A 20,902-nucleotide genomic window follows, 5' to 3' on the forward strand; every position below is an offset into this window, starting at 1 on the left:
TTTCATGACGGTGACGCCCCAGACCAACACGACGCTTTCCGAGATCGCCTCCGCGCTCGCCGAGCGCGACCACTTCGTCATCGGAGGCCATGTGAGCCCTGACGGTGACTGCCTTGGTTCGGCGCTGGGGCTCGCCTGGGCCTTGCGCCAGCTGGGCAAACAGGTCACGTGCGTGCTTGCCCGCGACGAGGAGCCGCCGAGCGATCTCATGTTTTTGCCCGGGGCCGACGGGCTCGTTCCCGCCGCGCGCTTCGAAGGGCCCTGCGAGTGCTTCATCGCCGTGGACGTGCCCACGCCGGAGCGACTCGGCGATGGGGCGCGCGTTCACGAGGCGGCGCCCTTCACGGTCACCGTGGATCATCATGCGGTGCCCCGGGCCATGAGCGACCTCAGCTACACCGATCCGAACGCCGCCTCCACGTCGCTGCTCATCTGGGAGTTGGCGGCGCTTTTGGGCGCCGACCGCGAGCGCATCATCGCCACCTGCTGCTACACCGGCCTCATGACCGACACCGGCCGCTTCCAGCACGGCAACACCGACGCTGCCGCGTTCAAGGGGGCGTGCGAAATGGTGGCCGCTGGTGCACGGCCTGGGGAGATCGCCCGGGAGTTCTACCAGAACCGCAGTCTCGCCTCCATCGAGCTTGAGGGGCGCACCGTGAGTCATATGTGCTTGTCCGGCAACGGCGAGGCGGTGCTCTCGTGGCTCTCGCTCGCCGATTTCGCCGAGTGCGGTGCCGTGAAGGCCGATGCCGAGCCCATGATCGATCTTCTGCGCTCCTTGCGCGGCGTGCGCGTTGCCTGCATGCTGCGGGAGCAGGACGGAGAGGTGCGCGGCAGCTTCCGTTCCAAGGACGACACCGACGTGGCCGCCATCGCCGGCGAGTTCGGCGGCGGCGGACATAAGGCCGCGGCCGGATTCACCATTCACGATGATTTGCGCGGGGCCGTGGAGACCGTCGCGCGCCGTTTGGGCATCGAGAGCCCGACCTTGCCGGAGGAGCGCCTGTGAAGCGGGGGACGACCGATCTGTGCCTCGTACTTGCCGTGGACAAGCCGAGCGGCATGACCTCCCACGATGTGGTGAGCCGCGCCCGGCGCATCTTCGGCGAGAAGCGCATCGGGCACACGGGCACCTTAGATCCGCTCGCCTCGGGGGTGCTGCCCCTGTGCGTGGGGCCGGCCACCCGGCTCGATCAGTTCCTCACCGGCCACGACAAGTCCTACGTGGTCTCGGTCGTCTTCGGCGCCGCTACCGATACCGACGACTGCGACGGAGAGGTCATCCGCACGGGCGTTGTGCCCGATGAGGTGTTCGACCCGTTCTTCGCCAGCGTCTTCGTGGGCGGTTTGGTGGGGAAGTCCAAGCAGCTGCCGCCGGTGTACTCGGCCATCAAGGTGGGGGGAACCAAGGCCTGCGATGCGGCGCGCAAGGGGCGCGTTATCGATCTGGCGCCGCGCGACATCGAGGTGTACTCCGCCGAGCTTTTGGGCATCGGGGGCGCCGACGGCGCGGAGCCAGCCCGCTGGGACATCGCGTTCAAGGTGTCGAAGGGCACCTATATCCGCGCGCTCGCCCGCGACATCGGCCATAGCCTGGGGTGCCCCGCCCATGTGGGGGCGCTGCGCCGCACGGCGGCCGGCGCGATTGGCATCGCCGACTGCGTGACGCTGGAGGTCTTGGAGGAGATGGGGGAGCGCGCCGCTCTGGATCCGCTGAAGGTGCTTGGCATGCGCTTCATCTACCTCGACGATGCCGCTGCGGCGCGGGTGCGCAACGGCAACTCGCTGGATGGCCGCGTCATAGAGCTCTTCGAGCGCCGCAGCGTCGATCCGGCGGCGGAGCTGTGCGCCTGCACGGCCGGGGTGCGCCCCAGCTGCGAGCTGCCCGCGGACGGCGAGGTCGTGGCCCTTGTGGCCGATAACCGCATCGTGGCATTATACGAGTATCAGAGTGAGAAGGGGCGCTTCGTCCCCCGGTGCGTGTTTCCGATAGGAGTTTCCCGTGGCTGCAGTGATCTCTAGGAACGACCCCTCCTTCGATGAGGCTCTGCTCGATCGCGCTTCCGTGGCCTTCGGCGTCTTCGACGGCGTCCACGAGGGACATCGGTTCATCATCGGCGAGGCGGTGAACACGGCCCGCGAGGAGGGCCGCCCCAGCGCCATCATCACCTTCGACATCGATCCCGACGAGGTGTTTGCCGCCGATCGATTGAAGAAGCTCATGACCAACGAGACCCGCATCGCCAAGCTGGCCGAGCTGGACGCAGACGCCGTGGTCGTGCTGCCGTTCTCGCGCGAGTTCGCGGCCCAAAGCCCCGAGGACTTCCTGAACGCCTGCTTCGGTGGCGGCGTGCCGAGCCATATCCACATCGGCAGCGATTTCCACTTCGGTCGCAAGGCCGCCGGCAACGTGGAGAGCCTGCGCGTGTGGGGCGCCGAGCGCGGCATGGAGGTGCACGGGCACGAGCTGGTGGCCGAGGGGGGCCGTCCCGTGACGGCCACGCGCATTCGCGGCCTTCTGTCCGAGGGCCGCGCCCGCGAGGCGGCCGACCTTCTGGGGCGCCCCTATACTCTGGAGGGAACCGTGCGCCCGGGCCGCGGCGAGGGCCGCGACTTCGGCTTCGCCACGGCGAATTTGGAGGTGCCGCCGGAGCTTCTGGCCATCGGGGAGGGTGTCTACGCCTGCTACGCCGTGGTGGACGGCGTCCGCTACAAGGCCGCCGTGAACGTGGGCATCCCCGCCACCTTCGCCGACACCGCCAAGGAGAACATCGAGGCGCATATCCTCGACTTCGACCAGGACATCTACGGCCAGCCCATCGAGGTGGAGTTCGTCGAGTGGCTGCGCCCCATGCGCGTCTTCGAGAGCACCGACGAGCTCATCGCCACTGTCCAATCCAACATCGCCTGGGTGCGCGAGAACCTGTAGGGGGCTTTCGCGGCCTCGGGCTGAAGCCGGGGCTAGGCAGGCGCGAGCTGCTAGCCGCGATCGTTGCCGAAAAGCTGGTTGTACTGGAGGATGGCGTAAGATTTCAGGGCGTCCTCGGCCGTCTTTTGGGCGCCGGATTCCACGGCCTCGCCGAACCAGTGCCACGCCCCCTCGGCGTCGCGGTAGCCGTTCAAGTTCACGGCCGGCAGTGCCTGACGCACAGCCGAGCGGTACAAGGCGCGGGCGTCGCGGGGCAGCCCCGTTGCGTCCAGAAGCAGAGTCGAGAGGTAATTCAGGCTCGTGACATCGGCGTCCTCGATACGCGTGAGCGATTCCTCGTACTTTCCGCGGGCCGCGGCGTTCGCCCAGATGAAATACGGCGTCCGGTAGCGCGCCTGCACCTCTTCCAGATTGGCGTCTTCCACGGGCTTGCCGAAGGTCTCCTCGAAGAGCCAGTCGGCGAAGCCGGGCTGGTGGTCGCCGAAGAGCACGACGATGGTGGGCTCGTCCCGGGCGTTCAGCTCTTCTATAAGCCAGCGCAGATCCTCGTCCGAGCGCTTGATGGCCGCCAGAAACTCGTCCACCTCGGGGCTTTCCACCTCGTCCGATTCCAGGTGTACCGCATCGGCGGGGGGCACGAGCCCCGTGTCGTAGCCGCCGTGGTTCTGGATGGTGACGTCGAAGACGAACTGGGGCCCGTCTCCCTCATCGATCTTCTCCAGCACGCGCTCGTAGGTGGCGCGGTCCGTGACAAGGTCGCGGAACGTGTCGGCCCCCTCCATGGTGGTGATGTCGTCGAAGTCGTCGAATCCGAGCTGCTCGTAGATGCGGTCGCGCCGCCAGTTGGCCGCCTCGGCCGGGTGAATCGCGTGGGTGCCGTAGCCCAGGCCGCGGAAGTAGGAGGCGAGGTTGTCCACCCCTTCCAAATCGTAAAGCACGTAGGGGTACACGCCGCCGCCCATGTTGCCCGTGGAGGCGCCCGTGAGGAACTCGAACTCGCTGTTGCAGGTGCCCCCGCCCATGGCCGACACGTACACGTCGCCTGCGGCCAGGGAGTCGTCGGCCACCTCGTGGAAGAACGTCGGGGCGGCGTTCGTGCCCTCAAGGCCCGGATAGGAGGAGAGATCCGAGAACGTCTCGTTCATGATGGCGATGACGTTGGGCCCGTCGTAGGGGAGTGCTTCGGATTGCTCCGGTGCTGCATCGCTAGTGGTGGGCGCCGCCGCGCCCGGATCGCCCGTCGCATTGGGTGAGGCGGGCTCTGCCGTCGCGCCGTCCGTTCCCGTCAGCGGATCCTCGGCGAAGGGGGCCAGGATGGCGTCCACGGCCTCGGCGGAGTAGCCCTCTGGGGGCTTGGGCGTGAGCTCTTGGGCCCGCGAGAGAAAGCAGAGCGCGGTGCCCTGGGTGGCGTAGGAGCCGCGCACGTCCCATACGTCCACGGTCACCTCGCAGTCCTTCTTGATGTCGATGGCCTGGTACTGCATGGCGCCGAGGCACACCAGCAGGGCCGCCGCCAGCACGTTGGCGGCAACGTCCCAGCGGGCGCGCTTTCGTTGGGGGCACAGCTTCGCCAGGGCGATGCAATAGGCGGCGAACAGCGCCCAGCAGAACACCAAGCGCCCCGTGAGGAACAGGCTGTAACCGCCGGCCACCGAGGCGGCGGTGCCGAGGGCGAACAGATCCGCCGGCACGATGGGCTGCCCCTTGAAGGTGATGATGAAGAAATTGGCGGTGCCCCAGAGCAGGCAAAAGCCCGTGAAGACGGCCAGCGATGCGCGGGTGCGCTGTCCCGCCAGAAAAGTGATGGCGCAGCCCAGCCCCAGGATGAGCAGGTTGTCGATGACGTAGCGCTGGGGAATGGCGAAGACGCCGTCGTTCCACGGCAGCTCGAGGAGCAGGAAGCCCAAAACGACGGCGAGCGCGAAGAAGGCGCCGCGTCGCAGCGCGTCCATTGCCCGCGGCCGCCCCGTGGCGCCCGAGCTGGTTTCAGTTCGTTCCCTATTCAAATAACCCCTCCGGTTCAAGAGTAAAACAACAAATTACCACGGTCGAGGCTGCTTTACTTTGGGCGTCACGGAACGTCCCGCCTGTCTCGGGAAAATCTCCATGGCGATTTGGGCCATGATTTTCGAGTTGTTAGCATTGCGAATGGCGTTCTGTGGTTCAATCAGCTCCATGAGAAGGCAGAAATTATCGCTAAGCGAATAACTGATGAGGCGAATTCCTCCAATGGCGGCCGAGGAACGCTGTAAGCGATCCCTTCGATGCTAACAACTCGAAATTTTGGCGAAAACGTGGGTGAAGAATTGTCCGAGAAGACAAGGGGACGGCCCTGCGGGTATACTGCACCCATGACAGAAGAACGAAATTCCTGGGAAAACGAATACCCCGACGAGCTGGAGCGCGAGGGCCGCATGAGGCCGACGCTCGCCCGCGCCGTGCGCGATCATGAAGCCGCGGGCAACGCTGCTGATGAGACCGTCGCGGAAGCGGTCTGGGCGGACGGCGGCGGAGAGGCGGCCGCGCTGGATGCCGTCGACGACGGCGGTCGCGCCAAGTCCGGCCGCCCCCGCGAGACCCAGCAGCAGAAGCTCGCCCGCATCAAGCGCGAGCTGGAGGCGGTGCCCACCGAGCCTGGCGTGTACCTGTGGAAAGACGCCGGCGGCGAGGTCATCTACGTCGGCAAGGCCAAGCAGTTGCGGGCGCGCATGCGCCAGTACGTGAACTTCCAGGACGACCGCGCGAAGATTCCCTTGCTCGTGGAGGCCATTGACTCTTTCGACTACCTCGTCGTCGACAACGAGCACGAGGCGCTCGTGCTGGAGAAGAACCTCATCAACCAGTACAGCCCGTTTTTCAATGCGGACTTCAAGGACAATAAGAGCTACCCCTTCATCGCGCTCACCAAAGGGGACGTGTTCCCGGCCATCAAGTACACCCGCGAGAAGCACAAGTCCGACACGAAGTACTTCGGTCCCTTCACCGACGCCCGCGCGGCCCGCGAGATGATCGACATCGCTCGGCGCGTGGTGCCCTTGTGCGCCGCCACCTGCGCCGACTGGCGAGGGCTCGCCCGCGCGCTGGAAAAGGATCCGCTCGCTTTCTTGAAGCGCGACGCCAGACCCTGCTTCGACTGCCACGTGGGCCTGGGCCCCGGCGCTTGCTGCGGGGCCATTACGCCCGAGGAGTACGCCGTGAACGTGCGGCGCATCGAGCGCTTCCTCGCCGGCAACCACCGCGAGTTTGTCGACGAGCTGACCGCGGAAATGCAGGAGGCCGCCGAAGAGCTCGACTTCGAGCGCGCGGGACGGCTGAAGGCGCGCATCGACACCATCAACTCGCTCGCCGACAAGCAGCACGCCGTGTCCTCCCGCGACCTGTCCGCCGACGTCGTCGGATTCTTCCGCGAGGAGACCGTGGCCGGGGTGAACGTGCTCGTCATCCGCGAGGGACGCATCGTGAACGCCAACGAGTTCGTCTTGAACCGCGGCACCGACGTGCCCGATCAGGATCTGCTGCGCAACTTCCTCATGCGCTACTACGACACCACCACCTCCATCCCGCGCGAGGTGATCGTGCGCGCACTGCCCGAGGACGCCGAGGCTATGGGGGAGTGGCTCACGGGCAAGCTCGACTCGGCCCACGGCGCCAAGGTGCGCTTCTGCGCCCCGCAGAAGGGGGAGAAGGCCGACCTTCTGACCATGGCCGAGACCAACGCGCGCCACGTTCTCATGCGCTACAAGGTGCGCACGAACTACGACGACAAGCGCATCAACAACGCCCTTCTGCAGCTGGAGAGCGCCCTGGCCTTGGACGCGCCGCCCATGCGCATCGAGTGCTTCGACATCTCCACCATCCACGGCTCCTACACGGTGGCCTCCATGGTGGTGTTCACCGGCGGAAAGCCGGACAAGAACCAGTACCGCCGCTTCAAGATAAAGACGCCGCTCGACGAGGCCAACGACTTCCTCTCCATGCAGGAGGTGATGCGGCGCCGCTACGCGCCGGAACGTTTGAGCGACGAGCGCTTCGGCAGCAAGCCGGACCTCATCATCCTGGACGGCGGAAAGCCGCAGCTGACGGCGGCGCTCGCCATGTTCGAGGAGATGGGGATCGACGACATCGCCATTTGCGGTCTGGCCAAGCGCGACGAGGAGCTGTTCGTGCCTTGGCAGGACACGGGACCGGTGGTGCTGCCCTCAGGCTCGGCGTCGCTGTACCTGGTGAAGCAGGTGCGCGACGAGGCCCACCGCTTCGCCATCACCTTCCACCGCGAGCTGCGCGGCAAGGGCATGACGGCGAGCATTCTGGACGACGTGGCGGGACTGGGCCCCGTGCGGAAGAAGGCGCTGATGAAGCGCTTCAAGTCGTTCAAGAACTTGAAAGCTGCCAGCTTGGAGGAAATCAAGGCCGCCAAGGTCATCCCCGAAGAGGTGGCCGAGGAGCTGGTGCGCGTTCTCGCGCAGTATAATGAGCGGAAAGAAGAGAAGGAAGAACAGCTGGCCGATAGCGTTCTGGCGAACACCATCCCGTAGGGGCGGACCTTGGTCTGCCCTACCGAGCGGGATAGCCATGCTTGTGAGGGGCGACCAAGGTCGCCCCCTACGAAGAGCTCGTTCAGGTGAACGGAAAGCCTCTGTGAAGGAGAGCGATCCTTTCAGGAAAGGAGGCCTGTGTGGCCGAGGAGATAATGGAAGAAGACCAGATGCCCGACTTCGTCATCGTGACGGGCATGTCCGGCGCCGGGCGCACGGAAGCCATGCACGTCTTCGAGGACTTGGGCTACTACTGCGTGGACAACTTGCCCTCGAGCCTGCTCGCCGATCTCGTGCGCGTGAACGAGAGCACCGAGCACGAGGGCGGACGGCGGCGCCTGGCCGTGGTCTGCGACTCGCGCAACGGCGATTTCTTCGGCGATCTGGAGGCCGAGCTTTCCTCCATGCAAGAGGCCGGCGTCTCCTACAAGACGCTGTTCCTCGATGCCGCCGACGACAAGCTCATCGCCCGTTACAAGTCGAGCCGCCGCCGGCATCCGCTGTGCACCGACGGCACCACCATTTGGCAGGGCATCCAGCGCGAGCGGCTCATGCTCATGGGCCTTCGCGACCGCGCCGACTACGTCATCGACACCACCGATATGCTGCCCCAGAAGCTGCGCAGCACCATCCGGGGGCTCTTCGCCACGGGCAGCGAGCGCAAGGGACTCGCGGTCACCGTGTACTCCTTCGGCTTCAAGCACGGCGCTCCCTACGACGCCGACCTCGTCATGGACGTGCGCTTCCTGCCGAACCCCTATTACGATCCGGAGCTGCGGCCGCTGACGGGGCTGGACGCCCCGGTGCGCGACTTCGTGCGCATGCGCGAGGAGACCATCGAGTTCGAGCAGAAATGGCATGATTTGCTGGACGTCGTCATGCCGGGGTACGTCGCCGAGGGCAAGCAGCAGCTGGCCATCGGCGTGGGCTGCACCGGCGGCCAGCACCGGTCGGTGGCGCTTGCCGAGGCCACGGGCGACTACCTGAAGTCGAAGGGCTATCGGGTGAGCGTGGCCCATCGCGATCTGCGTCTGGCCGAGCGCGGTCACGACGTGCAGCGCGAGAGCGACAACGTGCTGGACGCCCGCGCCGGCGGCGGAAAGGAAGCGTAGAAGGTGGCCGGCATAAAGAAGAGCACCGAGGCCTTCCGCGTCGATCCGGCGGCCACGGCGGCGTTCTCGGCCCTGCGCAGCGCGCTTCCGAACCTGCGGCCTTTGGATGAGGACGCCCGTGCGCTGAAGGCGGTGGTCATCGGCGGGGGCACCGGCGCTCCCGTCTCCATCCGGACGCTGCTCTCCTTGGGCGTGCAGACGAGCGCCGTCGTGGCCATGGCCGATGACGGCGGCAGCACCGGCGTTCTGCGCGAGGAGGCCGACGTCACGCCGCCTGGCGACATCCGCAAGTGCCTCGTGGCCTTCGCGAAGGATCCCGCCGACCCGCTTGTGCGGGCGCTCAAGTACCGGTTCGCCGTGGCCCGTGACCATGCTCTGGGCAACCTCCTTCTGGCCGCGCTGGAAGATGCGACGGGGTCGTTTCCCGAGGCCATCGCCATCTGCGAGAAGCTGGTGGACGCCCAGGGGCACGTGTATCCCTCGACGTTGGACCACGTGGTGTTGTCGGCCCAGACCCAGGACGGGCGCATTCTGGACGGTCAGGCCGTGGCCTGCCATTCCAAGACGGCGCTTGCGCAGGTGTGGCTCTCCGCCGAGGACGGCCGGCCGCCGCGCCCTTACGAGCCGGCGCTTCAGGCCATCCGCGAGGCCGACCTCATCGTGCTGGGCCCGGGGTCGCTGTTCACCTCCATCATCCCGAACCTGCTCATCCCCGGCGTCGTCGAGGCCATCCGCGCCTCTCGGGGCCGCGTGCTATTCGTGTGCGCCCTGGCCGACGTGCAAGGGGAGACGTGGGGGCTGACGGCCCGCGAGCACTTCGAGGCGCTGACGGCCCACGGCATGGAGGGGCTCATCGACTACATGCTCGTGCACTCGAAGGTGCCTCTGCGCGCCGAAAGCCCCGCCACGGGCAGCTTCGCGGCCATCTCCGGGGCCGAGCTGGAGCACGCTTCCACGAGCGACTTGAACGACGACCAGCTCATCAAGGGGGTGCGTCCCATCTCCATCTCCTACGCCGATATGCTCGCCATCCAGTCCCGCGGTCCCATCGTCATCAGCCGCAACCTCGTGGACGCCGAGCAGCCCACGTGGCACTCGCCCTTCGCGCTGCGCGATGCCTTCCAGAACGTCATCAAGCTCTCGCGGGCGCGCCGGAGCTAGGCCATGTCGTTCACGTCCGAGGTGAAAGACGAGCTGGCCCGGGTCGTGCCCGCCTGTCCGCAGTGCGAGAAGGCGACGCTCGCGGCGCTGGTGCGCATCGAGGGGACGCTGTTCGTGAGCGGACCGGCCCGCTACCGGGTGGAGATCGCCACGGACGCGCCGGCCTCGGCGCGGCTCGTCGTGCGGCTTTTGCACGGCATCTATTCGTTGAAGACGAACCTCACCATGCGCCGTTCGGTGCTGCACAAGACACCGAACTATCTCATCGAGGTGCCGGCCCAGCCCCATCTGGCCGATGCCTTGCGCGACATGGGGGTGCTCTCGGCCGAGGGCGGCCTGGAGATGGGTATCAAGGAATCGCTTGTGGCCAAGCCCTGCTGCGCGGCGGCCTACCTGCGCGGCGCCTTTTTGGGCAGCGGCTTTATCTCGAACCCCAAAAGCGACTTTCACTTTGAAATCACCGTGGAATCCGAGGCGCTGGCCGAGGGACTCGTGGAGCTCATGGCCCGCAAGGACATCACGGCCCGCATCATGGCACGGCGCAGCTCGTACATGGTCTACCTGAAGAGCGGCAACGCCATCACGGAGTTCCTCGCCTTCGCCGGCGCCCACCAGGCGGCGCTTTCCATGGAGGAGGAGCGCGTCGTGAAGTCGGTGCGCAACGACGTGAACCGCCAGATCAACGCCGAGCTGGCCAACCAGCAGAAGGCCGCCAGCGCCGCCGTGGAGCAGATTTACGCCATCCGGCGCGTGGTGGAGCACTACGGTATGGAGGACCTGCCCCCGGCGCTGCAGGAGTTCATCCGCCTGCGGGTCACCTACCCCGAGGCATCGCTGAAGGAGCTCGGCGAGCGGGCGACGCCGCCCCTTTCCAAGAGCGCCGTCTACCACCGCGTCCGCCGCCTCGAGTCAATGGCCGCCGAGCTGGACGCGGGGGAGTAGCGCCGGCAGCCCCATCGAAGTGGTAAACGGCCTCTCTAGCTTCTCCCTTGTGCCGTATTTCCTCCAGTAAGTTGTGCCCGAGTCAATTTACTGGAGGAAATAGGCAGCAAGTTGTTGCGCTCGCTTTTGTGCAGGCGGGACGGTTTTCGGGGCCGTCGGCTTTATCGTGGTGGGAATCGCTTAGCTTCGTAGTAAACTTGTGAGAGGCCTAACAGCTGATACGTGCCCATCGGGCTTCGCGAGTATCTTGTGAAAGGAGATACGCATGACAACCAAGGTAGGCATCAACGGATTCGGTCGCATCGGACGCCTCGTCTTCCGCGCCATGGCCGACGATCCCGCGGTCGAGGTGATCGCCGTCAACGATCTGGGCGACAAAGCCACCGCTGCTCACCTGCTGAAGTACGACTCCATCCACGGCATCCGCAATTTTGATATCGAAGTGACGGATGACGGCTTGGTGGTGGATGGCAAGCACGTGACCATGCTTTCCGACCGCGATCCGGCGAACCTGCCCTGGGGCGAGCTGGGTGTGGATGTGGTCGTAGAGGCCACCGGCATCTTCAAGACCGGCGAGCTGGCGCAGAAGCACCTGGATGCCGGCGCCAAGAAGGTCGTCATTACCTGCCCGGCCAAGGACGAGGACATCACCATCGTCATGGGCGTCAACGACGACCAGTACGACCCCGAGGTGCACAACATCATCTCGAACGCCTCCTGCACCACCAACTGCCTGGCTCCCTTCGCCAAGGTGCTGCTGGAGAACTTCGGCATCAAGCGCGGCTACATGAACACCATTCACTCCTACACCAACGACCAGAAGATCCTCGATCTTCCCCATAAGGATCTGCGCCGCGCCCGCGCTGCCGCCGTGTCTATGATCCCCACCACCACCGGTGCCGCCCGTGCCGTGTCCCTCGTGCTCCCCGAGCTCAAGGGCCGTCTCGACGGCTTCGCCACCCGCGTTCCCACCCCCGACGGCTCCATGGTCGACCTCACGGTGGAGCTGGAGAAGTCCGTGACCGCCGAGGAGATCAACGCCGCCATGAAGGCCGCGGCCGAAGGTCCCTTGAAGGGCATCTTGGAGTACACCGAGGATCCCATCGTGTCCATCGACATCGTGGGCAACGACCACTCCTCCATCTTCGACTCGCAGCTGACCATGGTGCTCGGCGGCGAGGGCAACTTCGTCAAGTGCATCTCCTGGTACGACAACGAGTGGGGCTACTCCAACCGCGTGAAGGATCTCGTGAAGATCCTGCTCCCGTAGCTTCCACAAAGAAATGAATCCGAAAACCCAGCTCGCCTTTCGGGCTGGGTTTTCCCTTATAGGGAAAGGAACGACATGGCGGATATCAAGACTATTGATGACGAGAATTTCGCGGGCAAGAAGGTGCTCGTGCGCGTCGACTTCAACGCGCCGGTGGACGCCGACGGCAACGTGACTGACGATACGCGCATCCGTGCGGCGCTGCCCACCATCAACAAGCTCGTCGGCGACGGCGCCCGGGTGATCCTCACGAGCCACCGCGGCCGACCGGCGGGGGAGGGCTTCGAGGAGTCCTTCAGCTTGGGCCCCATCGCGCGCCGTTTGCAGGAGCTGCTCGGCCGTGACATCGTGCTCTCGCGCGAGCTTATCGGACCTGCGGCTCAGGAAGTCGTGGACGCCTTGGAAGACGGCGATGTGCTGCTGCTGGAGAACATCCGCTTCGATAAACGGGAGAAGAAGAACGACCCCGAGTTCGCCCGCGCCTTGGCCGACCTCGCCGACGCCTACGTGAACGACGCCTTCGGCACCGCGCACCGCGCCCATGCTTCCACGGCCGGCGTGGCGGACTTCCTGCCCTCCTATGCCGGTTACCTCATGGAGCGCGAGGTGGCCACGCTCACGGGCATGCTCGACGAGCCGCGCCGTCCCTTCGTCGCCATCCTTGGCGGCTCGAAGGTCTCCGACAAGATCAAGGTCATCGACGCGCTGCTGGAGAAGGCCGACACCCTCATCATCGGCGGCGGCATGTGCTTCACGTTTTTGGCGGCGCAGGGCAAATCCGTGGGCACCTCGCTCATGGAGGCCGATTGGGTCGAGCGCGCCGGTGCCATGATGAAGAAGGCCGCCGACCGCGGCGTGGCGCTGCTGCTTCCCATGGACGTCGTGTGCGCCGATGCCTTCGCGAACGACGCCAACCTCGCCACCGTCTCGGTGGACGAGATCCCCGACGACATGATGGGCCTCGATATCGGCCCGGAGACGGCCGAGCTGTACGCCGAGGCCATCGGCATGGCCAAGAGCGTCTTCTGGAACGGCCCCATGGGCGTCTTCGAGATGCCCTCCTTCGAGGCCGGCACCCGGGCCGTGGCCGAGGCCGTGGCCGCCAACGAGGAGGCCGACACCATCATCGGCGGCGGCGACTCGGTGGCCGCGGTGAACCAGTTCGACCTGGCCGACAAGATGACCTTCATCTCCACGGGCGGCGGTGCCTCCATGGAGCTCGTCCAGGGCGAGGCGCTCCCCGGCGTCGAGGCCCTTCGCTAGAAAGGAAGCAATATGCCCCGTAAGAATCTCATTGCCGGCAACTGGAAGATGAACAACACCATTCCCGAGGCCGTGGTGCTCGCTCAGGAGATCTCCAACCGCATGGAGCGCGACTGGCTCGAGCTGGTGGATGTGGCCGTCTGCCCGCCGTTTGTGGACCTCAAGCCCGTGAAGAGCGTCTTCGAGTTCGACCGCGTGGATATCGCCGTGGGTGCCCAGAACGTCTACTGGGAACCCAAGGGCGCGTTTACCGGCGAGATTTCCATCGCCATGATCAAGAACATCGGCTGCGCCTTCTGCATCGTGGGCCATTCCGAGCGCCGCAACCTCTTCGGCGAGACCAACGAGGAAGTGAACTTGAAGGCCCGCGCGCTCATCGAGGCCGATATCACCCCCATCATCTGCGTGGGTGAGTCGCTGTCCGTGCGCGACGGGGGCACCTACCTCGATTTCGTCACGGCCCAGGTGCGCGCGGCCTATGCCGGTATGGACGCGGCCGACGCGGCGAAGACCGTTGTGGCCTACGAGCCGGTGTGGGCCATCGGCACGGGACGGACGGCCACGCCGGAGCAGGCCGAGGAGGTCTGCGCCGCCATCCGCGCCACCGTGTCGGACATGTTCGGCGCTGAGGTGGCCGAGAACCTGCGCGTGCTCTACGGTGGCTCGATGAACGAGGGGAATGCGGCGCTGCTCCTCGCCGAGCCCGACATCGACGGCGGCCTCATCGGCGGCGCGGCGTTGAAGGCCGATTCGTTTATCCAGATCGTGAAGGAAGCCTGCTAAATGGAACGACCTGTTGTGGCGCCGGCCCGCGAAGAGCTGCGCCTTCCCGCCTGTCTCATCATCATGGACGGCTTCGGCCTGGCCGAGCCGGGCCCGGGCAACGCCATCTCGCTGGCCGCAACGCCGGTGCTCGACCGCCTGTTCGCCGAGGCGCCCACCACGCGCCTGGCGGCCTCCGGCGAGGCCGTGGGCCTGCCTGAGGGGCAGATGGGCAACTCGGAGGTGGGGCATCTGAACATCGGTGCGGGGCGCGTGGTGTTCCAGGAGCTCACGCGCATCAACCGCGCCTGCCGCGACGGATCGATCGCCGTGAACCCGGAGATCGTCGCGGCCTTCGAGACGGCCAAGAAGCCGGGAGCCGCGCTGCATCTCATGGGATTGCTCTCCGACGGCGGCGTGCACTCTTCCAACGAGCACCTCTACGCGCTCGTGGACGCCGCGGTGGCGGCCGGGGTGCCGCGTGTCATGGTGCACTGCTTCACGGACGGCCGCGACGTTCCGCCCGCCAGCGGGGCCGCTTACATGGCCGAGCTCGTGGATTATTTGGAACGGGCCGCGTCGAAGGCCCCGGACGGCGCGCCCTGCGAGATTTCCATCGCCTCCGTGGAGGGCCGTTACTACGCCATGGACCGCGATAATCGTTGGGAACGCGTGGAACGCGCCTACGATGCCGTCGTCTGCGCCGAGCCCTTCCGCGACCTGGCCGCCGTGACCGCCATGGAGGCCTCCTACGCCTCCGAGGTGACCGACGAGTTCGTGGAACCCGTGGCCTTAGATCCCCGCGGCATGCGCGACGGGGACGCGGTCATCTTCTTCAACTTCCGCCCCGACCGCGCCCGCGAGATCACCCGCGCCCTCACCGACCCCGACTTCGCCGGTTTTGCGCGCAAGGCGTGGCCGAGCGTGCATTTCGTGTGCCTCACGGAGTACGATCCGGAGATCCCGGCGGCGGTGGCCTTCCCCAAGGAGTTCCCGGAAAACGTGTTGGCCGACGTGCTCGCCGACGCGGGGCTTGCCCAGTACCATATCGCCGAGACGGAGAAGTACGCCCATGTCACTTTCTTCTTGAACGGCGGTCGCGAGGCCGAGAAGGCGGGGGAGAGCCGACGGCTCATCGCGAGCCCGAAGGTGGCCACCTATGATCTGCAGCCGGAGATGAGCGAGCCCGAGGTGGCCGACACCTTGGCGGCGGCCATCGACGCCGACGAGGCCGACGTGTACATCGTGAACTTCGCGAACTGCGACATGGTGGGGCATACCGGCATCGTGGAGGCGGCCCGCGCGGCCACCGAGGCGGTGGATGCCGGCGTGGGGAAGGTTCTTTCCGCCATAAAGCGCAAGGGCGGCGTGGCGCTCGTCACGGCCGACCACGGCAACGCCGACAAGATGATCGCCGAGGACGGCGGTGCCTTTACGGCCCACACCACCAACCCGGTGCCTCTTGTGCTCGTGGATGCGAGCGGGTCGAACCTGAGCCTTTCCGGAGCCGAGGGGTGCCTGGCCGACATCGCGCCCACCCTGCTCGCGATGATAGGCCTTCCGCAGCCGGCCGAGATGACGGGCGAGAGCCTTCTGGCTTGAAATTGATCCCGATGCCGCTCGGCGCCCCTTGATGGCGCTGGCGGCATCGGCTATACTAGTCGACTTGCGTACGCAAAACACTGGAAACGTAAAGGAAGCGTGACACGTTGAATCCCCTGGTAATCGTCTTCTTGGTTCTGCTGGTTCTGTCCGGCATCGGCCTTATCATCTTCATTCTCATGCACTCGGGCAAGGGCACGGGCATCTCGGATATGATCGCGAGCTCCATGTACTCCACCCAGACGGGCACGAGCATCATCGAGAAGAACCTCGACCGCATCACCATCGGCTGCGCCATCGTGTTTCTGCTTTCCCTCGTGGTTCTCATGATCATCTACCCCCACGGAACCATTACCCAGTAATTGAAAAATTCTTCTTGCATGCGCGACAGGTTCTGTTAGAATAATCGTCGCTGCAAAAAGCATGTCGGAGTGGTGGAACGGCAGACACGCTAGCTTGAGGTGCTAGTGCCCATTTACCGGGTGTGCGGGTTCAAATCCCGCCTCCGACACCAGAGAAATTAAAAGAGCCCGTAAGGGCTCTTTTCATTTCGCCGATGCTGCGGTTCCGACAGGCACCTGGCCGTGCCCCTTGTTTGGGGCACGGCGTTGGCCCAAGCCAACTTGGCCCCAAGGCGGGGCAATTCCAGGCACCTGTCGGAACCTCGCTGACTTCCTTGGGCGCTTTCGGGGCTCTTCTCCGGTTCTGAATAGTAAGAGGTGATTTGCATGACGACAGATGGCAAGACGGCTCATGGGCGGCAGGTGGAGAGGGTTCTTTGGATCGTTCTCGTCTTGAACCTGGTGGTGGCCGCCTCCAAGTACTTCTACGGTCTGGCGTCGGGATCGGCCTCCATGCAGGCCGATGGCATCCACTCGGTATTCGACTCGCTGGGCAACGTCATCGGGCTTGTCGGCATCAGCTTGGCGGCGCGTCCTGCCGACGCGGGGCACCCTTACGGCCATTCCAAGTTCGAGACCTACGGTTCGCTCGCCATCGGCGTGCTGCTCCTCTTCGCTGCCTTCGAAGTAGGCTCCTCGGCTGTGGAGAAGCTGGTCGCCGGCACCTACACGGCTCAGGTGACGCCCGTGTCCTTCATCGTCATGGTGGGAACCCTCGTGGTGAACCTGTTCGTGACCTTGTACGAGCGCCGCGCGGGCAAGCGGCTCAAGAGCGAGATCCTTGCGGCGGATGCGGCCCACACGCTCTCCGACGCTTTCGTCTCCATCGGCGTCATCGTCGGCCTCGGCTTCGTCGTGGCCGGGTTCCCCATGGCCGACCCCATTATGGCGCTGCTCGTGACCGTGGCCATCCTCGCCTCCGCAGTGGGCGTGTTCCGCACGGGGCTGCGCACCCTTTCCGACCACGCGCGCATTCCCGCCGCCGACATCGCCCGTGCGGCGGAGAAGGTGGATGGCGTGCGGTCGATCCATGCCGTGCGCACCCGGGGCACCGAGGCTGAGGTCTACTGCGATCTGCACGTGCTCGTCGATCCGCAGATGACGGTGCTTGCCGCCCATGACCTGGGAGATAAGGTGGAAGGTGTCGTGGCCGCGGCCTTCCCTCAAATCAAGGAAGTGCTCGTGCATATCGAGCCGGATACGGCCGCCGAGCGGGCCGAGGGCTAGCAAAAAAGCCGCCGTCCGATTTCGCGGGCGGCGGCTTTTGGTAATCTGCGGGGACGGCCAGGGCGTCTTTCCTAGGCCTGGGCGGTGAATCGGATGCCGACGTAGAAGGCGGTGTTCGGCAGGCCCGAAATGTCGTAGACCTCGTCCAGCTCGATGACCGACACGCGCCAGTTGTAGGTGCCGTTGTCCGTGGACACGACGCCGGCCTGGTAGGTGTTGCCCGAGTCGTCCACGCCGCTGTCGGTGACCTCGGCATTTTCCAGCCCCTCCACCTGCATGGCCCCCTGGACGGCCTTCTCAATGGTGCCCGAGGCGAAATCGGCGTAGCGCAGGCGCATGTCGTCGCCCGCCTTGCGCGAGACGGTGAGCGTCCAGGCTCCCTTCAAAAGCTTCACGGCGTCGCCGGCCGACAGCTTGTCGATGCCCTGCACGTACATGAGCCCCGCTTCTTCCAGGGAGACGTCGGCGGGCAGCTTGATGACCTCGAAGCCGCCGTCGGGGTCGGTGCCCACGGGGGTGCGCTCGTATAAAGTGTAGCCGGCATCGGTAAGCGCGGTCATGATTTCCTCGTCGGAAAGCGGCATGAGCGACGAGAGCAAAGGGAAGTCGTAGGAGACCTCGCGGGCCAGATTCTCCTGCAGCGTTTGCTGCTGGCGGATGGGCTCGTTCATGATCTGGTCGAAGTAGCGACCTAAAAAGAGGCAGCCGATGACGGCGGCCACGACCATCGCGGCCAGCATGATGGCCCTCACGCGAGGGGGCGTCTCCAACGGCCGGGAGAGCTCGGCGCCGTCGTAGTAGCGCACGTCCCCGATCTGCACGGTGCTCTTCGGCTCGCGGGCCAGCGGGTGGAAGCCTGCACGGCGGGTGGGAGGCACCTCGGCTTCGCCCGATCGGGCATGGCTGGCCTTGCGGCGGCGCGCCTCCTCGGCGCGGCTTACAGCGGCTTCGGTTGAATCTACGGAATCGCGCAGGTTCTCGTCTTGGGTCATGAATGGCGCTCCTGTACGTTACGGTGTTGCTGCCGATTATACCATTGCTTCCCCGTTGGCTCTCTGCTAGGATAAACGGACTCCATGGGGGAGTAGCTGGCGCCTTCGGGCGCGGCTCGTCAACATCGTGGCCACGGTTGCGCGCATGGGCGGCAACGGCGGACCTGGCGAGCCTCAATTAGCGAGACTCATGGTGCAGGATTGACCGCGAAGGTCTGTTCTGCACCATGAGTCTTTTTTTGTGGGTCGGATGGGCCGGCCCGCGCGGACCGAGGAGGAAGACGTGGATCTTTCGATTTTTCTGACGCCGGAGGCTTGGATCAGCCTCCTCACGCTCATTTTCCTAGAGATAGTTTTGGGCGTGGACAACCTGGTGTTCATCTCCATCACCACCAACCGCCTTCCACCGGAGAAGCAGCATATCGGCCGCAAGCTGGGCCTGGCCGGGGCGCTCATCATGCGCATCCTGTTTTTGTGCTTCGCATCCTATTTGGTGCACATGACCGCGTCGCTGTTCACCGTGAACCTCGGCGCCTACAGCCACGGCTTTTCGGTGCGCGATATCGTCATGCTTCTCGGCGGCGGCTACCTCATCTACAAGGGCATCCGCGAGTTGGCCGATGTGCTGGCTCTCACCGAGATCAAGGCCGAGACCTCCGAGGAGCACAAAGCTCGCCATCTCATCGGGCTGCCCCAGGCCGTCGGCACCATCATGGTGATGGATCTCGTGTTCTCCATCGACTCGGTCATCACGGCCGTGGGCCTGGCCGAGCACCTTATCGTCATGATTCTGGCCGTCATGATCGCCGTGTTCATCATGATGATCTTCATCGATCCCATCTCGAACTTCATCAACAGCCATCCGGAGATGAAGATCCTGGCACTGGTGTTCATCTGCGCCATCGGCGTTCTGCTCGTGCTCGACTCCGCCGGCATCCACACCTCCATCGAGGTGCTCGACATGCACATGGAGAAGCTCATGGTCTACTTCGCGATGATCTTCGCCGTGGTCTTGGAGTTCATACAGATGGCCTTCAATTCCCGCCTGAACGCGTGGAAGAAGCAGCTGGCCGACGAGGCCATCGACGCGGCGGTGCGCGAGGCCGAGGGCGGCGAGGAGCCGGCGAAGGTGGGCGAGCAGGCCCGCGCCCGCGTGGATGCCGCCATCGAGAACGCCGAACGGATCGACTAGCGGTGCGGGCGTCGGAGGGCGTTTTCGGTGCTCCTGGCGTCCTTGGCGGCCGTTTGCGGACGAGTCTTGAATTTCTTGAAATTAGGGCTTGCATCGCCTGGCTGCTTCCCTTATAGTATCTCCTCGCGATGCGGACATGGCTCAGCTGGTAGAGCATCACCTTGCCAAGGTGAGGGTCGCGGGTTCGAATCCCGTTGTCCGCTCCATTGTCATCAGAAGGCCGGTCAGGCTCTTGTTTGACCGGCCTTTGCAATGACAGCCGCCAGGGAATGGCGACGTGGCCAAGTGGTAAGGCAGAGGCCTGCAAAGCCTTCACCCCCAGTTCGAATCTGGGCGTCGCCTCCAACCTGGAACTTATATGCGGACATGGCTCAGCTGGTAGAGCATCACCTTGCCAAGGTGAGGGTCGCGGGTTCGAATCCCGTTGTCCGCTCCATGATTTCACGAATCGGGAGCCTGCGGGCTCTCGATTTTCTGTATGAGGGCTTTTGTCAAGCAGCGTGCCTGCAGAGCGCAGTGCCAGCGTGGCTTTTTATCCCGAACGATAGGTGCTACGACATTTTGCCCCCTTTGGCTACAACCAGCCTGACAGAACTCAGTGTCCAGCTGCGGGTTTTTGCCCGATTTCGAATTGCAACCTGTAGCCCAAGGGGCTGTTTTGTCTAAAGCGGGAAAAGGAACTGGCAAAAGAGAGCCTCAGGCTGCGGGTGGCTTGTTCGATGGTACGACCACGCGGAGAGATCGTCCATCCTCAATTGTTGATCGCGTGCACAAAATGAGCGTCACCCTATGGTAGTATGGCGATACGGAAAAGATTCGGCCGTGAGAGGCGGTTGCCCATGGAGACGAGCAAGGTAAAATGCCGCGAGTGCAAGGCTCGCGCCACCCAATACGAGGGGGCGTTGCCGACCCGGGGCGTTGCGAAGGTCCTCGTGGCCGGGTTCGCCATCTACATTCTCGGTCTGTGGGTGCTCGTGGCTCTGGCGGGTTTCACGACCGGCGATGCTGCCGAGGTGGGCATGATGGATATGCTCATCGTGCTGGCCGTCGTCGTCACCCTTGCCACGGCCGGGGTGGTGTGGTGGATGTTCCGCCCGAAGGCCGGCAAGGTCGTTATCTGCGAGAAGTGCGGCGCCCGCTATGCGGTGGTGCAGCCTCCCAAGTACACCAACGGTTGGAACTACGACAAGATTGCCCCGGCATCGGGCCGCGAGCTTCCCGAAGGGGAGCCTGCATCCGATGAGGGAAGCCAGGCTCCTGCCCCCGCATCCGCGCCATCTGCCGCCAATTCCAAAGAATCCTGAAAAACCCTTTGACAGGGAACGGCGATCTGTTAAACTACTAACTCGCTGCTGAACGAAAGCGAGGCGGCAACCCCGAATGCGCGATTAGCTCAGGGGGAGAGCACCACCTTGACACGGTGGGGGTCACAAGTTCAAATCTTGTATCGCGCACCATGAAACACCAGGTCAGAGGCTTGAAAGCTTCTGACCTTTTTCTTTTCCCGGGTC

General features: G+C 64.9%; 17 protein-coding genes and 5 tRNA genes. 20 read left to right on the top strand and 2 right to left on the bottom strand.

Annotation, left to right across the window (positions count from 1 at the left end):
- Positions 1 to 4 precede the first annotated feature (4 nt).
- From ACW4LP_RS10205 to ribF, 3 genes are read left to right on the top strand one after another with little or no spacing between them, the layout of a single operon-like run.
- Positions 5 to 1,012, top strand: a complete 1,008-nt coding sequence (locus ACW4LP_RS10205; protein ID WP_227070290.1) for a DHH family phosphoesterase — start codon at positions 5 to 7, stop codon at positions 1,010 to 1,012.
- Entirely contained in the window at positions 1,009 to 2,025 is a 1,017-nt protein-coding gene (gene truB / locus ACW4LP_RS10210) for a tRNA pseudouridine(55) synthase TruB (protein ID WP_455803791.1), read from the top strand. The genes ACW4LP_RS10205 and truB overlap by 4 nt, the downstream gene beginning before the upstream one ends.
- On the top strand, positions 2,006 to 2,932 hold the full coding sequence (gene ribF / locus ACW4LP_RS10215) for a riboflavin biosynthesis protein RibF (RefSeq protein ID WP_455803792.1): 927 nt from the start codon (positions 2,006 to 2,008) through the stop codon (positions 2,930 to 2,932). The genes truB and ribF overlap by 20 nt, the downstream gene beginning before the upstream one ends.
- Before the next feature lie 50 nt (positions 2,933 to 2,982).
- On the opposite strand, the gene ACW4LP_RS10220 is transcribed toward ribF, so the two are convergent.
- Positions 2,983 to 4,884: an LTA synthase family protein gene (locus tag ACW4LP_RS10220; RefSeq protein ID WP_455803793.1), complete on the bottom strand. Its 1,902-nt coding sequence runs from the start codon at positions 4,882 to 4,884 to the stop codon at positions 2,983 to 2,985.
- Positions 4,885 to 5,283: 399 nt separating this feature from the next.
- Between ACW4LP_RS10220 and uvrC the strand changes: the two genes are divergently transcribed.
- From uvrC to ACW4LP_RS10275, 11 genes are all read left to right on the top strand, one after another.
- Positions 5,284 to 7,467, top strand: coding sequence for an excinuclease ABC subunit UvrC (uvrC, locus tag ACW4LP_RS10225; protein WP_455803794.1), 2,184 nt, complete (start codon positions 5,284 to 5,286; stop codon positions 7,465 to 7,467).
- A 155-nt stretch (positions 7,468 to 7,622) separates the two neighbouring features.
- Positions 7,623 to 8,579 carry an RNase adapter RapZ gene (rapZ, locus tag ACW4LP_RS10230; RefSeq protein WP_117284623.1) on the top strand — a complete coding sequence of 319 codons (957 nt, stop codon included), beginning with the start codon at positions 7,623 to 7,625 and terminating at the stop codon, positions 8,577 to 8,579.
- Positions 8,580 to 8,582: 3 nt separating this feature from the next.
- Positions 8,583 to 9,740, top strand: a complete 1,158-nt coding sequence (locus ACW4LP_RS10235) for a gluconeogenesis factor YvcK family protein (protein WP_231699472.1) — start codon at positions 8,583 to 8,585, stop codon at positions 9,738 to 9,740.
- Between the two features lie 3 nt (positions 9,741 to 9,743).
- A complete protein-coding gene (gene whiA / locus ACW4LP_RS10240; RefSeq protein ID WP_455803795.1) occupies positions 9,744 to 10,682 on the top strand; it encodes a DNA-binding protein WhiA in 939 nt (312 codons plus the stop codon).
- A gap of 265 nt (positions 10,683 to 10,947) precedes the next feature.
- Positions 10,948 to 11,952, top strand: a complete 1,005-nt coding sequence (gene gap / locus ACW4LP_RS10245; RefSeq protein ID WP_114548389.1) for a type I glyceraldehyde-3-phosphate dehydrogenase — start codon at positions 10,948 to 10,950, stop codon at positions 11,950 to 11,952.
- Between the two features lie 75 nt (positions 11,953 to 12,027).
- The gene (locus ACW4LP_RS10250; protein ID WP_455803796.1) at positions 12,028 to 13,215 is read left to right on the top strand and encodes a phosphoglycerate kinase; all 1,188 of its coding nucleotides are present in this window, start codon (positions 12,028 to 12,030) and stop codon (positions 13,213 to 13,215) included.
- Between the two features lie 12 nt (positions 13,216 to 13,227).
- On the top strand, positions 13,228 to 13,998 hold the full coding sequence (gene tpiA, locus ACW4LP_RS10255) for a triose-phosphate isomerase (protein ID WP_114539118.1): 771 nt from the start codon (positions 13,228 to 13,230) through the stop codon (positions 13,996 to 13,998).
- Positions 13,999 to 15,579 carry a 2,3-bisphosphoglycerate-independent phosphoglycerate mutase gene (gpmI, locus tag ACW4LP_RS10260; RefSeq protein ID WP_114548388.1) on the top strand — a complete coding sequence of 527 codons (1,581 nt, stop codon included), beginning with the start codon at positions 13,999 to 14,001 and terminating at the stop codon, positions 15,577 to 15,579.
- Between the two features lie 107 nt (positions 15,580 to 15,686).
- The gene (gene secG / locus ACW4LP_RS10265; RefSeq protein ID WP_114539116.1) at positions 15,687 to 15,941 is read left to right on the top strand and encodes a preprotein translocase subunit SecG; all 255 of its coding nucleotides are present in this window, start codon (positions 15,687 to 15,689) and stop codon (positions 15,939 to 15,941) included.
- Between the two features lie 63 nt (positions 15,942 to 16,004).
- Positions 16,005 to 16,093 (top strand) — tRNA-Leu (locus ACW4LP_RS10270).
- Positions 16,094 to 16,307: 214 nt separating this feature from the next.
- On the top strand, positions 16,308 to 17,207 hold the full coding sequence (locus tag ACW4LP_RS10275; protein WP_114539115.1) for a cation diffusion facilitator family transporter: 900 nt from the start codon (positions 16,308 to 16,310) through the stop codon (positions 17,205 to 17,207).
- Positions 17,208 to 17,278: 71 nt separating this feature from the next.
- Here the strand turns inward: ACW4LP_RS10275 and ACW4LP_RS10280 are convergent, their stop codons facing one another.
- Positions 17,279 to 18,199, bottom strand: coding sequence for a teichoic acid transporter (locus ACW4LP_RS10280; RefSeq protein ID WP_227070300.1), 921 nt, complete (start codon positions 18,197 to 18,199; stop codon positions 17,279 to 17,281).
- 283 nt (positions 18,200 to 18,482) lie between these two features.
- Here ACW4LP_RS10280 and ACW4LP_RS10285 point away from each other — a divergent pair, with 283 nt between their 5' ends.
- From ACW4LP_RS10285 to ACW4LP_RS10310, 6 genes are all read left to right on the top strand, one after another.
- Positions 18,483 to 19,391 carry a TerC family protein gene (locus ACW4LP_RS10285; RefSeq protein WP_173113088.1) on the top strand — a complete coding sequence of 303 codons (909 nt, stop codon included), beginning with the start codon at positions 18,483 to 18,485 and terminating at the stop codon, positions 19,389 to 19,391.
- A gap of 130 nt (positions 19,392 to 19,521) precedes the next feature.
- Positions 19,522 to 19,597, top strand: a tRNA-Gly gene (locus tag ACW4LP_RS10290).
- A gap of 65 nt (positions 19,598 to 19,662) precedes the next feature.
- A tRNA-Cys gene (locus tag ACW4LP_RS10295) sits at positions 19,663 to 19,736 on the top strand.
- A gap of 15 nt (positions 19,737 to 19,751) precedes the next feature.
- A tRNA-Gly gene (locus ACW4LP_RS10300) sits at positions 19,752 to 19,827 on the top strand.
- A 403-nt stretch (positions 19,828 to 20,230) separates the two neighbouring features.
- On the top strand, positions 20,231 to 20,695 hold the full coding sequence (locus ACW4LP_RS10305) for a hypothetical protein (protein WP_114539113.1): 465 nt from the start codon (positions 20,231 to 20,233) through the stop codon (positions 20,693 to 20,695).
- Between the two features lie 78 nt (positions 20,696 to 20,773).
- Positions 20,774 to 20,848, top strand: a tRNA-Val gene (locus ACW4LP_RS10310).
- The last annotated feature ends 54 nt before the right edge of the window (positions 20,849 to 20,902 follow it).

This window comes from Adlercreutzia sp. CNCM I-6215 (assembly GCF_977072315.1).